This is a genomic window from Dorea sp. D27, assembly GCF_001185345.1.
Taxonomy (GTDB): Bacteria; Bacillota; Clostridia; order Lachnospirales; family Lachnospiraceae; genus Extibacter.
Map to the genome: position 1 here is coordinate 170,374 of NZ_KQ236747.1, position 13,193 is coordinate 183,566.

Below are 13,193 nucleotides of genomic sequence, written 5' to 3' on the forward strand. Positions count from 1 at the left end.
AGGTAAGGCAATGCATGTACTATTTTTAGAATATCCGAAGTGAACTACGTGTAAACGGGCCAGGAAATGGCTGGAGGACAATGGCATAGCATTTGAAGCCAGACATATCATCGAGGAGAATCCTGCTGCTGCGGAATTGGAAGAATGGCATAAAAGAAGCAATCTTCCGCTGAAGCGTTTTTTCAACACGAGCGGGATGAAATATAGAGAGCTTGGATTAAAAGAGAGGCTTCCGAAGATGAGCGAGAAAGAGCAGTATGAGCTCCTGTCTACAGACGGGATGCTCGTAAAGCGTCCGCTGCTCATCGGCACGGACTTTGCTGTTGCCGGCTTTAAAGAGCAGGAGTGGCAGAAAGTTTTGATGTAGAAGCGCCCGCCATGCATACGGTAAGAGAAAGGTGTAGAAAGTCCCGGAACCGGATTTGTGTAACTGGTTTCGGGACTTTTATAATTGTGGAAGCCGGTCCATAAGCCGTGCCAGATTTCCAATCGTTTTTTTATCTATGTAATGCTCAATCTTCTCCACTTGCTCCAGCTCATTTTCCGTGCCGTTCAAAAGGCAGAGGAAGCGATGGAGCACTTCATGGCGGTAAAGCAGATAATTACCGGCTTCCCGTCCTTTTTCTGTTGCGGTAAGATACCCGTATTTTTCAAACTTGAGGTATCCTTTTTCCTTCAGTGTCCCGACCATCTTGGAGGCGGAGGACGGCTTTACGTGCAATTGCCCGGAGAGCTCCTGTATACGGACGACATCTTTTTCCAGCAGCATCCGGCATATCATTTCCAGATAGTCCTCCATAGATGCAGTCAAATCTTCATGGCAATTCAGCTCATACCCTTTCTGCGTGTAGAAATTATCTTCCATTCTCTATCTCCTGTCATAAAGTTTGTAACAAAATATAAATTTTTCAATACTCTGGTAGTAGGAAAGAAAGTTTCCTTAGACTAAATTGTATGAGATGGTGGTGAATTTTATGAACAGGGAAGTATGTCTGAATGAGATAGAACCGGGTCAGACCGCGGTTATAAAACAGCTCCTGTCAGATGGAAGTATCCGCAGGCGGCTTCTGGACATCGGCCTGGTAGAAGGGACTCTCGTAGAATGTGTCGGACGCAGTCCGGGCGGAGATCCTTCCGCATATCTGATACGGGGAGCCGTGATAGCTATCCGTTCGGAAGACAGCACTCGTATAACAATCCATGAGCAGAGGTGACGGTGTAGATGGGACTTACAAATAAATCGACAGGAAAAGGGGCGGCCGGCAGAGCGCTTCTTATCAGAAAGCCGTCCCAGGATACAAAGGTGGTTGCTCTGGCCGGTAATCCTAATGTGGGGAAAAGTACGGTGTTCAACGGTCTTACGGGGATGAACCAGCATACGGGAAACTGGCCTGGAAAGACGGTGACAAATGCCCAGGGCCTGTGCAGTTCGCAACGACATTCTTATGTGCTCGTAGATATTCCCGGCACCTATTCCCTCATGGCCCATTCGGCGGAAGAGGAAGTTGCACGGAACTTTATCTGTTTTGGGGGCGCCGATGAAGTGGTCGTCGTCTGTGACGCCACATGCCTGGAGCGGAACCTGAACCTTGTGCTTCAGACGATTGAGATATGCGACAGTGTCATCGTCTGTGTAAATCTACTGGATGAAGCGGAGAGAAAACAGATTCGGGTAAACCTCGATGTATTGGAAAAGAGACTGGGTGTTCCGGTCGTGGGTGCAGTGGCGCGTGAGAAAAAAAGTCTGGATTCCCTTCTTGCCAAGATGGATGATGTGGCAGACGGGAATGAAAGAACCCGCACTCCGGTCGAAATCAGCTATCCTGATGAGATAGAGCAGGCGGCGGCCATCGTCATGCCGGCCGCCGCGGACGTGATAAAAAGAAGCGGGCGCAAAAGCCCGTCGTCTAAGTGGCTGGCCCTGAAGCTGCTGGAAGGTGACGACTCCCTTTTGAAGGAATTAGAGACAGCATTCGGAACAGACATTACAAAAGAGAGAGAGACAGCCGAAGCGCTGGATAAAGCATATGCATTGCTGGAAGAGAAGGGGATTGACAGGAATGGGCTGAAAGATATGATTGTATCGGCCATCGTAAAGCAGGCAGAGGACATCAGCAGGGCGGCGGTACAGTGTGGGGGGAGAGGCTACAGCGGCATGGATAAAAAGCTGGATACCGTTCTGACCAGCCGCAGAACAGGTTACCCTGTCATGATTGCGCTTCTGGCATTCGTCCTCTGGCTGACGATAACAGGTGCCAATTATCCTTCACAGCTTCTGTCTGAGGGGCTGTTCTGGATACAGGATAGGCTGATGGAGCTGTGTATACATATGAGGGTGCCGGGCTGGATAGCCGGTATGCTTATACAAGGCGTGTACCGGGTGCTGGCGTGGGTCGTATCTGTCATGCTTCCGCCGATGGCCATCTTTTTCCCCCTTTTCACACTGCTTGAGGATGCAGGATATCTGCCAAGGGTAGCGTACAATCTTGACAAACCGTTTAAAAGATGCTGCGCCTGCGGCAAGCAGGCCTTGAGTATGTGCATGGGATTTGGGTGCAACGCGGCAGGCATCGTCGGCTGCCGCATCATCGATTCTCCAAGGGAACGGCTGATTGCGATGCTCACGAACAACTTCGTTCCGTGCAACGGAAGGTTTCCTACGCTGATAGCACTGATAACAATGTTCTTTATCGGGACAAATGGCGGACCGGGTTCCACTTTACTGGCAGCGTTAATGCTGACCGCTGTCATTGTGCTCGGAGTGTTGATGACATTCCTCGTCTCGGGGATGTTATCCAAGACGCTGTTGAAAGGCGTCCCATCTTCCTTTACATTAGAGCTGCCTCCTTACAGACGGCCGCAGATAGGAAAGGTCATCGTCCGCTCTATATTTGACAGGACGCTGTTTGTCCTTGGCCGGGCGGTTGTCGTGGCAGCACCGGCGGGACTCATCATATGGCTGCTGGCAAATGTTGATGCAGGTGGTATAAGCCTGCTGACACGCTGCTGTGGCTTTCTCGATCCGTTTGCCAGGCTGCTCGGGCTCGATGGGGTAATCCTCATGGCATTCATACTTGGATTTCCGGCCAATGAGATCGTAATACCGATTATCATCATGGCGTATACGGCACAGGGAAGCATTTTGGAGATGGATAGCCTTACGCAGATGCACCAGCTCTTTGTTGACAATGGCTGGACGTGGGTCACAGCCGTCTGCACGATGCTGTTTTCCCTCATGCACTGGCCGTGTTCTACAACGCTGCTTACGATAAGAAAAGAGACAGGGGGAATCAAATGGATGGCGGCGGCGTTCCTTATTCCGACGGTGACAGGGATGCTGTTCTGCTTTCTCGTGTCCCGGGCTGCGCTGCTCGTGATGTGACAGTTTGGTGAAATGTAACAAAAGGCGAAGGCCTGAAAGTTGTGCATTTTACTGAAAAAAAGAATACCTGAAAAAAATAGTTAGAAAATTCGGGCGCAAGGTAGTAAAATAAAAGTGAACAATGAAAAGGAAATGCCAGAAGAAGCTGCATGTTCTTCTGGCATTTTTGTAAGCCTGGTGTTATCTGAGTGATTGGAGTGATAGGATGTTCCAGATAGGAGACCACATCATCTGTGGAAAATATGGCGTGTGCACTGTAGAGGCTGTAGGGCCGATTGATATCAGCGGTGCTGCAAAAAAGAGGCTTTATTATACGCTCGTGCCTGTATATGACAGCAACAGCAGGACCTATGTGCCTGTGGATAATGACAAGATTATCATGCGTCCTGTCATATCGAGAGAGCATGCCAATGAACTGGTGGACAATATAAAGGATATCGACGCGCTGTGGATTCAGGATGAGAAGAAGAGGGAACTGTCGTTTAAGGAGGCCCTCTATAAGTATGACTGCCGTGAATGGGTTAAGATAATCAAGACAATCTATCACCGCAGGCAGGCCAGGATTGCACAAGGCAAGAAAGTTACGGCGGGAGACGAGCGCTTTCTGCACATGGCGGAAGATAACCTGTATGGGGAACTGGCAGTTGCCCTCAGGATGAAGAAGGAGGACGTGGAGGAGTTTATCATCAACAGGATAAGGGTGCTTGAGAAGTAATCAGCTATTGGAATTCCTTCCGTGAAGAGGTATAATATAGATAAGAAAACGGGACGGATGTGTATTGTTGCAGGCTGAAAGGAAGGAGTGGGCAGTATGACGGATAATGTTATTATTACAATCGGGCGTCAATGTGGAAGCGGGGGGCGTGAGATCGGAATGCGTCTCGCCAAGAGGCTGGATATACCGCTTTATGACCACAATCTGGTGGAGATGGCGGCCAGGGAACTGGATATCAGCGAGGAGGCCGCAAGAGAAGTAGATGAGACAGCACTCAGCAGCTTTCTGGCATCTTATATCACAGGTCCTGGTGATTACGTTGCTTACATGAACGCTGAGGATTATATGCGGCCTCTCAGCGAGCGGGTATATAAAGCGCAGTCCGAGATTATCCGCAGGCTGGCAAAGAGGAGCCCCTGTGTTGTTGTAGGCAGATGCGCGGACTATGTCCTTCAGGACTGTCCGAACTGTATCAGCGTGTTTATCTGTGCGGATAAGGAGGACCGGGTCAAGAGGATATCGCAGCTGCAGGAGATACCAGAGCGGAAGGCAGCTGAAAAGATTAAGAAGATAGACCGGGAGAGAAAATACTATTACGAGACGAATACAGGCGAGGACTGGGGGAAAGCATCTTCCTATCAGCTTGTCCTCAATGTGAGCCGTCTCGGGCTTGGCAAGACGGTTGATATTCTCGCCTCTCTGTTTGAAGGCATCGGATAGCCAAATGAATACATGAGGGCCGGATTCCTGTGTAAAGGGGTCTGGCCCCTTTTTCGATATGGGAGATACGTATTGAACATTCGCCGGATGTTAAGGTATAATGTATTAGGAAATATAATTTAGAAGGAGAGCAAGGATCATGATACAGGACATTGAGCCATGCCGGTTTTCCAATGAGTACAAGCCAGAGGCGCCGGACGGCGCGAGCTTTCTATTATGTTACAGTGGAAGAAAAGTGCTTGTGAGGAAGACCGGTCAGAATGAGATAGCCTTTCCTGCCTTTCAGGAGATGGAACCGTATACGGAAGGGCTGTATGAGGACTATACGTATCTGTTTTCTATAGATGGGCAGCGCTTTTACCTCGGGGAAGGAATCGGCTTCTATGAATCAGAGGAGTTTACGATGGAGGATACGGAGATATTCCGCACCGCGATGCCTCGGCATTTAGCGTTTGCCGGCATAACCGGGGCTCAGCTGTACCGTTGGTACAGCGGACACAGGTTCTGCGGAAGATGCGGCAGCAGAACGGAACGCGATGCGAAGGAGCGTATGCTTAAGTGCCCGTCATGCGGCAATGTGGAATATCCGAAGATCATGCCCGCTGTCATCATCGGCCTGACACACGGGAACCGTCTTCTGATGTCTAAGTATGCGAACCGGGAGTTCAAAAAATATACATTGCTGGCCGGTTTTGCCGAGATTGGGGAGACGATAGAAGACACGGTGAGGCGTGAGGTTATGGAAGAAGTGGGACTGAAGGTGAAGAACATTACATATTATAAAAGCCAGCCGTGGTCCTTTTCGGATACGCTTCTTTTGGGCTTTTACGCCGAGCTGGACGGGGCTGAGGATATTACGCTTGACGAAGATGAGCTGGCTTTGGCAGAGTGGTTCGAGCGGGAGGATATCCCTGTGGCGGCTACAGGGTTAAGCCTGACGAACGAGATGATTATGAGGTTTAAAAACAGAGAGATGTAGTGGGGGTAAGATACAGAAACGGTAAGATATGGAAACGGAGGAAGAGGTATGAAAAGAGAGGATAAGATTTACGAATCGTATGTGCAGATACTGAAAGAGGAGCTTGTTCCGGCAATGGGGTGCACGGAACCGATTGCGCTTGCATACGCTGCTGCCAGGGCGAGAGAGGTACTTGGGGAAGTGCCTGATAAAGTGCTTGTCGAGGCGAGCGGGAGCATCATCAAGAATGTAAAGAGTGTGATAGTGCCGAACACGAATCACCTGAAAGGGATTCCTGCGGCAGCGGCAGCAGGAATCATAGGCGGCAAGGCGGAACGGGAGCTGGAAGTCATCTCTGAGGTGTCAGAGGAAGAGATTCGCGAGATGCGGGCGTTTCTGGAGAGGACGGAGATGAAGGTGGTACATGTGGACAATGGAATCACATTTGACATCATCGTCACTGAGTATAAAGGGAACGACTATGCCAAAGTCCGTATCGCGAACTACCACACGAATATCGTCCTCATAGAAAAGAACGGGGAAAAGCGGTTGGAAACTCCTGTAGAAAGTGAGAAAGAGGAGGGGCTGACGGACAGGAGCATACTGAACATGGAGGACATCTGGGACTTCATCCAGTCGCTTGACATAGAAGATGTGCGGGAAGTGCTGGATCAGCAGGTGACATATAATACCGCCATATCTGAAGAAGGGCTGAAAGGGGACTATGGCGCCAACATAGGCAGCGTGCTTCTGAGCACGTACGGCAGCGACATCAAGACGAGGGCGAAGGCGAAAGCAGCGGCCGGTTCGGATGCCCGTATGAACGGCTGTGAACTTCCGGTAGTCATCAATTCAGGAAGCGGCAACCAGGGAATCACATGTTCCATTCCTGTCGTAGAATATGCGAAGGAACTTGAGGTAAGTGAAGAGAAGATGTACCGTGCGCTTGCTCTTTCTAATCTCGTGGCCATACATCAGAAGACCGGAATCGGGCGTCTGTCCGCCTACTGCGGGGCAGTCAGCGCCGGCGCGGCCGCGGGAGCCGGGATTGCCTATCTGTGCAGCGGCGGGTATGAGGAAGTGATTCATACGGTGGTGAATGCGCTTGCAATCGTGTCCGGCATCGTATGTGACGGCGCCAAGGCATCGTGTGCGGCCAAGATTGCCTCCTCTGTGGATGCCGGCATACTTGGGTACTATATGTATACGAACGGACAGCAGTTCTATGGCGGAGACGGCATAGTGACAAAAGGAGTGGAGGCTACGATAAAGAATGTCGGCCGCCTCGGTAAAGAAGGCATGCGGGAGACGAACGAAGAGATTATCAAGATAATGGTAGAAGAGTGAATGTACTGCGGCATGCAGGCTTGCGGATGAGGCTTCTAAGTACCTGGATTATGTCGATACGGGCAACTGCTGACAGAAAGTCGAATTTCTGCCCTTGCAAAAAAGCGGAAAAGAATATAAAATGAATACTTAACTTGGATGCGGGAGTGGAATGTAAGATGATGTTATTAAAAGATGTATTATTAGATACGGCCTTGGACTGTCTGAAGATGCTGCCCTTTTTGTTCGCCGCTTTTGTCCTCATTGAGGCGCTGGAGTATTATTCCAGCGATTTTACAGCCAGGCTCCTTGCAGGAGTGGGAAAGGCAGGACCGGTAGTCGGAGCGGCAGCCGGCTGCGTCCCACAGTGTGGATTTTCTGTCCTTGCCTCCAACCTCTATGCAGGCGGGATAATCTCAGTCGGTACACTATTATCTGTATTCATTGCCACGTCAGATGAGGCGGTTCTCATTATCCTGAGCAATCCGGGACGGGGGAAAGATGTATTGTTTCTGCTTCTCACGAAGGTGGTCATCGCAGTGATTGCCGGTTATGTGACGGATGCGTTTCTTTCACGGGGCATCGCAGTGCAGAAAAAAAGCGGAGAGCTGTGCAGCGGCTGCGGATGCGAAGGAGAAGGCGGTATCCTCAGACCGGCGCTGAACCATACGGTGAAGATATTTATATATCTGTTTATCTTTACCGGGCTTCTTAATTTCTGCATAGAAGTGTTTGGAATAGATGAACTTTCAAAGGTACTGCTTGGCAATACAATCTTTCAGCCGGTCATTGCAGCTGTCATCGGTCTGATTCCAAACTGCGCGGCATCGGTCATACTCACTCAGCTCTATCTGAACGGTGCCATATCATTTGCATCGGTAATCGCGGGATTGTGTACCGGGGCAGGAGTCGGTCTCGTAGTCCTGTTCAAGGTGAACCGGCACAGAAGAGAGAATATGAAGATACTAGCCGTGCTGACGGCAGTAGGCATTATATCGGGCATCGTGCTTGAACTGGCGGGCTTTTTCCGGTAAAGGCTTCTGCAGCCGGCCGGCAGCTGCCGGAAGACAGTGTCCCTGTCTGCTGCCGGTATGTTCTGGAAATAGAAAAAGGGAGAAGCTTATGCCTTTACCGGCATGTGCTTCTCCTGTCATTTTTAAGGCAGTCCGCCTATTCATCCTTGTTGTGCGGGTATTTCCAGATCCACAGTGCAATCAGTCCGCCGATGATATAGAGGATATTGACGAGTATTGCCTGGCTATCCTTGAGGAACCATACGATCATGATGATACAGACGAGGATTGCTATCAGTTTCAGAGCCGACAGCAAGCGCTTGTCACGGCGTTCTTTATATTCCTGGTGCTTTTCTTGGCGGCTGCCCTCCAGATATTCTGTGATATGTTCTTCCGTAATACGGTATGCGATTTCGTCAGAAGGGGAGAAGCTGCGCAGATGCTCCAGGATATCTTTATATATGCGCTGATAAGCTTCTTCATATTCCATAGTCGGTTTGCCGGCCTCTGTTTCCGGTTTCTCAGAAGCGTTGCCGGTGCCCTCTGTAGTGTTCGGTTTTTCAGCGCTGCCGGTGTCGTCTGCAGCTATATCTACGGCACTTTCGATTTTTTCTGCTGTCTCTTTCCCGGTGAGTTCTTCGGATTTTATCTCTTCGCTCATCTTTAGTACCTCCTGTAAGTAATAGAATATGCGTATATCATAACAGGTTTGGGCCTTTAATTCAAACTTTCTGTCGAAATTGTTCCTTTTATTATTATGCTATTTGTGGGTTTGACAATTTGGCGCAGAGTTTATATGATGGAACAGAAGTTTGATAACAGGAGGATGGCATATGAAATCTTATAGGAAAGAGCTGCATTTTCACCTTCCGTCAAGAAGGGGCCTAGTGAATATTACGCACGATGTGCAGGATGCAGTCAATGAGAGCGGTATAAAAGAAGGGATGGTGCTCGTCAATGCGATGAATATCACTGCGAGCGTATTCATCAATGATGATGAGAGCGGTCTCCATCAGGACTATGAAAAGTGGCTGGAGGGGCTTGCGCCGGAAAAGCCATACAGCCAGTACAGGCATAATGGCTATGAGGACAATGCGGACGCACATCTGAAGCGTACCATCATGGGACGGGAGACGGTTGTCGCCATCACAGACGGGAAGCTTGATTTCGGGACTTGGGAGCAGATATTCTATTTTGAGTTTGACGGAAAGCGTGACAAACGGGTACTGATTAAGATTATCGGAGATTAATGCAGCCGAAAGGCCAGAATTTGACAAATCGGATGTTTTCTGCAAAACTGGTATCTGTATGCCGGACAGAATTTCGGCAGTGAAAGAGAGCAAATTATGAGGAGGAAGATTATGAGAAGGAAAGTTTTATTAATCTGCATGGCGGCGCTGATGGTATTTTCGCTGACAGCTTGCGGGGGAAACAGCAAGAAGCAAGAGAAGAAGGAAGACAAAAAAGAGGAGACGGTTAAGAAAGAGGAGAAGGATATCGAGCTTACGCTGCCAGCATCATTTTTTGATGAAGAAGGAATGGCGGACATTAATGAAGAGGCAAAGGCGGAAGGCGTCAAGGAAGTGACGGTCAACGATGACGGATCTGTGACATATAAGATGGACAAGTCCACGCATGAAAAGCTTTTGAAGGAGATGAAAAAGGGGATTGACGAATCTATCACGGAACTTCTGGAGGACAAAGAGAATTATTCCTCTTTTACGGAGATTACTTACAATGATGATGTGACGGAGTTTAAGATTATGGTAGATTCTGCAACTTACGGCGGGCTGCAGTCTTTCGGCGCGCTTGTGATGTATGCGGCGGGAAACATGTACCAGGGCATGAACCTTGTCCCAGAGGAAGAGATTAACACGACAGTACAGTTCATCAACAAGGATACGCAGGAAGTTATCGAGAGCGGAGATTCCAAATCTATGGCTGAGGAATACGAAGGGGAAGAGTAGGACGTGCATAATTAGTCGTCATACGTCGAAGATTAAGAATTGCATTTCTCATTAGGTGTGATATAATATTCACAACTGAAGAGGATGAGGCTTAAGAAATATAGGAGGAATAAATATGGCTACAAAAACAGTAACTAAGAAACAGGAAACCGCTGCCAAAACAGAGCCTGCGGATGTAAAAGCAGAACCTGTGAAAGCGGAAGCGGAAACAGTAAAGAAGGCAGAGGCCGTGAAAGCAGAGCCTGTGAAAAAGGCCGAGGCAGCAAAGGCAGAGCCGGAAAAGAAAACGCCAGCCAGGAAGACCGCAGCTAAGAAGACTACAGCAAAGAAACCTGCAGTGAAAAAAGAGATTAAGGTGAATACTGTTGTGGAATATTACGGCAAGCAGGTGGAAGAAAAAGATATGGTTGCAGCAGTTAAGAAAGCATGGACGAAATCAGGCAGGAAAGTAGGGGACATCAAGACCATGGAGCTTTACATAAAGCCGGAAGAAGGCGCTGTGTATTATGTGATTAACGGCGTTGATACTGGAGCGGTTGCATTTTAACGAACAGGCAATAGAAAGAGGGAGATGCTTTTATCATTAAGGGCACCTCCTTTTTTTATGGAACCACCTCTGCGTTTGTTTTTCCGGAAAAAGAGCTGCCGATGTGACATTTTGCAATAAATTGCATATAATAACTACAGCACATTGCGGATTTGTTATTGGATATGTTATTCTATTCCACGCAGGTATATACGGGAAACCGGCATTATAGGAGAAAAGGTGAGGACATGAAAAGAGAACTGGATTATTTTACAATAGAAGGCGCCTTTGGCGGCAATCAGGAATGGTTTACCAACGTGGTGATGAATATAGGCGGATGCGGGGCAGCGACGGCCTGTGACAGCTGTATCTATTTTGCCAGCCGGGCCGGTATGAAAGAGTTGTATCCTTTTGACTATGACAGGCTGACGGTCGGAGACTACAAGAAGTTCAGCCAGATTATGAAACCTTATATCAGGCCGAGAGCGGGCGGGGTGAAAAAGCCGGAATGGTATGTAGACGGGTTGGGCCGCTATATACATGATGTAAATATGAAGAAAGGATGCGATATAAAGCTTGAGATGGACGTTCTGCCCGGGAACAGCTCTTTCGTAGAGGCGGCACAGGTAATCAGACATCAGATAGACGCCGGGTATCCGGTGCCATACCTAATGCTGAGACACAAGAACCAGAAGTTCAAAGACTTTATCTGGCACTGGTTCCTCGTAGTCGGTTATGAAGAAAAAGAAGATGACCTTGAGATCGTGACAGCGACATACGGGGAGGCGACGCGAATATCCCTCCGGGAACTGTGGGACACCGGCTATGAGGAAAAGGGCGGATTGATTGTATACAAATAAAGCAGGGACACCCCAAATTCAATTGGGGACATGGAAAAATGAATTGGGGACGGAGGAAAATGAAAAAACCTCCGTCCCCAATTGAATCTGGCCAGTCCCTGTGATACAATGGGCTGGTAAGTTTAGGAAAAGGAGAGGTATGAATATGGCAAACCCAATCGTTACTATTGAAATGGAAAACGGCGACGTGATGAAAGCGGAATTATACCCGGATATTGCGCCGAATACTGTAAATAATTTTATCTCACTTGTAAGCAAGGGCTATTATGACGGCCTTATCTTTCACCGTGTAATCAGTGGATTTATGATTCAGGGCGGCTGCCCCGACGGGACTGGCACAGGCGGACCGGGATATAATATCAAAGGAGAATTTAGCCAGAACGGTTTCACGAATGATTTAAAACATGGAGAAGGCGTTCTCTCTATGGCCAGAGCGATGCACCCTGACTCTGCTGGCTCCCAGTTTTTTATCATGCACAAGAATTCTCCGCACCTTGATGGTGCCTACGCTGCTTTTGGAAAGATTATCGATGGAATGGATGTGGTGAATAGAATTGCAGCTACAGATACGGACTACAGCGACAGGCCGCTTGAAGAGCAGAAGATGAAAAAGGTCACTGTAGACACGGATGGTATTGATTATGCAGAGCCGGAGCGGGCATAGGAAGGCATAAAATGGAACGGACGTTACAAAAACCGGCAGTGCGGGGGCTCCTCGCGCTGCTTTGCTGTGCTTTATGGGGAAGCGCGTTCCCCTGCGTTAAGACAGGCTATGAATGGCTGCACATCGAGACGACGGGGAGCCAGATACTATTTGCCGGATACCGCTTTTTTCTGGCAGGGGTTCTAACCTTTATCATGGGCTGCATCATGGAAAGACGTTTCCTTCTCATGAAAAAGTCTTCGGTGCCATACGTGCTGAGGCAGGGACTGACGCAGACGACATTACAATATGTATTTTTTTATATTGGAATGGCTTATACGACTGGGACGAAAGGTTCTGTCATAAATGCGGCCAACGCGTTTGTATCTATTTTGGCTGCTCCTCTTCTAATTAAAGGAGAAAAGCTGACGTGGAAACAGGGAGCAGGCTGCGTCATAGGGTTTCTTGGGGTAGTAATCATCAATCTTGAGCCCGGTGCCTGGGGAAATGGATTTTCGCTTAAAGGGGAAGGCATGGTCTTGATTTGTACTGTAATTTACGGAATCAGTACTGTTATCATGAAAAAAATATCCCATATGGAGAGTGCGATGACTATCACGGCCTATCAGCTTTTGTTCGGCGGCTTTATCATTATGGCTGCAGGCTTTGTGGCAGGAGGACATATCGAAGGTTTTGACGGCAAGTCGCTGGCACTTCTCATATATATGGCTATGCTGTCGGCCGTCGCTTTCAGCGTGTGGACGATATTGCTGAAATATAATACGGTCGGCAAGGTTGCAATATTTGGATTCAGCATCCCGATATTCGGCGTATTCCTGTCGGCAGTTATTCTGAAAGAACAGATTGTCTCATTGAAAAATCTTGCGGCTCTCGTATGTGTCAGTATCGGCATCTTAATCGTAAATGGAATGGAAATGCCCAATATTAAGGAGAAGAAGCAGGTTTCTTAGGGAGCCTGTTTTTTTTATACTCGTAGTGGCATGATGCATTTGGATGAAACTGTACCTTGCAAAAAGCCACTTCTTGACGTACAATTAAGAACAGTAATTGTGTATACAAGAT

16 protein-coding genes are annotated in these 13,193 nt (G+C 48.5%); 14 read left to right on the top strand and 2 right to left on the bottom strand.

Annotated features, from left to right (window positions below; translation table 11 throughout):
* Nucleotides 1-10 precede the first annotated feature (10 nt).
* The gene (locus HMPREF0980_RS16570) at nt 11-367 is read left to right on the top strand and encodes an arsenate reductase family protein (RefSeq protein ID WP_084002911.1); all 357 of its coding nucleotides are present in this window, start codon (nt 11-13) and stop codon (nt 365-367) included.
* Nucleotides 368-445: 78 nt separating this feature from the next.
* On the opposite strand, the gene HMPREF0980_RS16575 is transcribed toward HMPREF0980_RS16570, so the two are convergent.
* Entirely contained in the window at nt 446-865 is a 420-nt protein-coding gene (locus HMPREF0980_RS16575) for a metal-dependent transcriptional regulator (RefSeq protein WP_049730177.1), read from the bottom strand.
* A 109-nt stretch (nt 866-974) separates the two neighbouring features.
* Between HMPREF0980_RS16575 and HMPREF0980_RS16580 the strand changes: the two genes are divergently transcribed.
* The 7 genes from HMPREF0980_RS16580 (at nt 975) to HMPREF0980_RS16610 (ending at nt 8,135) form a co-directional block, all read left to right on the top strand.
* Nucleotides 975-1,214, top strand: a complete 240-nt coding sequence (locus HMPREF0980_RS16580; RefSeq protein WP_049730349.1) for a FeoA family protein — start codon at nt 975-977, stop codon at nt 1,212-1,214.
* A gap of 8 nt (nt 1,215-1,222) precedes the next feature.
* On the top strand, nt 1,223-3,382 hold the full coding sequence (feoB, locus tag HMPREF0980_RS16585) for a ferrous iron transport protein B (protein WP_049730178.1): 2,160 nt from the start codon (nt 1,223-1,225) through the stop codon (nt 3,380-3,382).
* 205 nt (nt 3,383-3,587) lie between these two features.
* A complete protein-coding gene (locus tag HMPREF0980_RS16590; RefSeq protein ID WP_049730179.1) occupies nt 3,588-4,097 on the top strand; it encodes a CarD family transcriptional regulator in 510 nt (169 codons plus the stop codon).
* 96 nt (nt 4,098-4,193) lie between these two features.
* Nucleotides 4,194-4,817, top strand: coding sequence for a cytidylate kinase-like family protein (locus HMPREF0980_RS16595; RefSeq protein WP_049730180.1), 624 nt, complete (start codon nt 4,194-4,196; stop codon nt 4,815-4,817).
* 139 nt (nt 4,818-4,956) lie between these two features.
* On the top strand, nt 4,957-5,796 hold the full coding sequence (nudC, locus tag HMPREF0980_RS16600; protein ID WP_049730181.1) for an NAD(+) diphosphatase: 840 nt from the start codon (nt 4,957-4,959) through the stop codon (nt 5,794-5,796).
* A gap of 48 nt (nt 5,797-5,844) precedes the next feature.
* Entirely contained in the window at nt 5,845-7,122 is a 1,278-nt protein-coding gene (locus HMPREF0980_RS16605; protein WP_049730182.1) for an L-cysteine desulfidase family protein, read from the top strand.
* Nucleotides 7,123-7,280: 158 nt separating this feature from the next.
* Nucleotides 7,281-8,135: a putative manganese transporter gene (locus HMPREF0980_RS16610; RefSeq protein ID WP_049730183.1), complete on the top strand. Its 855-nt coding sequence runs from the start codon at nt 7,281-7,283 to the stop codon at nt 8,133-8,135.
* A gap of 136 nt (nt 8,136-8,271) precedes the next feature.
* Here the strand turns inward: HMPREF0980_RS16610 and HMPREF0980_RS16615 are convergent, their stop codons facing one another.
* Complete coding sequence (locus HMPREF0980_RS16615; RefSeq protein ID WP_049730184.1) at nt 8,272-8,775, bottom strand: hypothetical protein; 504 nt, start codon at nt 8,773-8,775, stop codon at nt 8,272-8,274.
* Between the two features lie 172 nt (nt 8,776-8,947).
* Here HMPREF0980_RS16615 and HMPREF0980_RS16620 point away from each other — a divergent pair, with 172 nt between their 5' ends.
* The 6 genes from HMPREF0980_RS16620 (at nt 8,948) to HMPREF0980_RS16645 (ending at nt 13,081) form a co-directional block, all read left to right on the top strand.
* A complete protein-coding gene (locus HMPREF0980_RS16620) occupies nt 8,948-9,364 on the top strand; it encodes a secondary thiamine-phosphate synthase enzyme YjbQ (protein WP_049730185.1) in 417 nt (138 codons plus the stop codon).
* A gap of 111 nt (nt 9,365-9,475) precedes the next feature.
* On the top strand, nt 9,476-10,081 hold the full coding sequence (locus HMPREF0980_RS16625; protein ID WP_049730186.1) for a hypothetical protein: 606 nt from the start codon (nt 9,476-9,478) through the stop codon (nt 10,079-10,081).
* A gap of 115 nt (nt 10,082-10,196) precedes the next feature.
* Nucleotides 10,197-10,628: a DUF6465 family protein gene (locus HMPREF0980_RS16630; RefSeq protein ID WP_049730187.1), complete on the top strand. Its 432-nt coding sequence runs from the start codon at nt 10,197-10,199 to the stop codon at nt 10,626-10,628.
* Between the two features lie 227 nt (nt 10,629-10,855).
* Nucleotides 10,856-11,467 (top strand): hypothetical protein, encoded by a 612-nt coding sequence (locus HMPREF0980_RS16635; RefSeq protein WP_049730188.1) that lies wholly within the window; start codon nt 10,856-10,858, stop codon nt 11,465-11,467.
* A 145-nt stretch (nt 11,468-11,612) separates the two neighbouring features.
* A complete protein-coding gene (locus HMPREF0980_RS16640) occupies nt 11,613-12,131 on the top strand; it encodes a peptidylprolyl isomerase (RefSeq protein WP_049730189.1) in 519 nt (172 codons plus the stop codon).
* A gap of 11 nt (nt 12,132-12,142) precedes the next feature.
* Nucleotides 12,143-13,081 (top strand): DMT family transporter, encoded by a 939-nt coding sequence (locus HMPREF0980_RS16645; RefSeq protein WP_049730190.1) that lies wholly within the window; start codon nt 12,143-12,145, stop codon nt 13,079-13,081.
* The last annotated feature ends 112 nt before the right edge of the window (nt 13,082-13,193 follow it).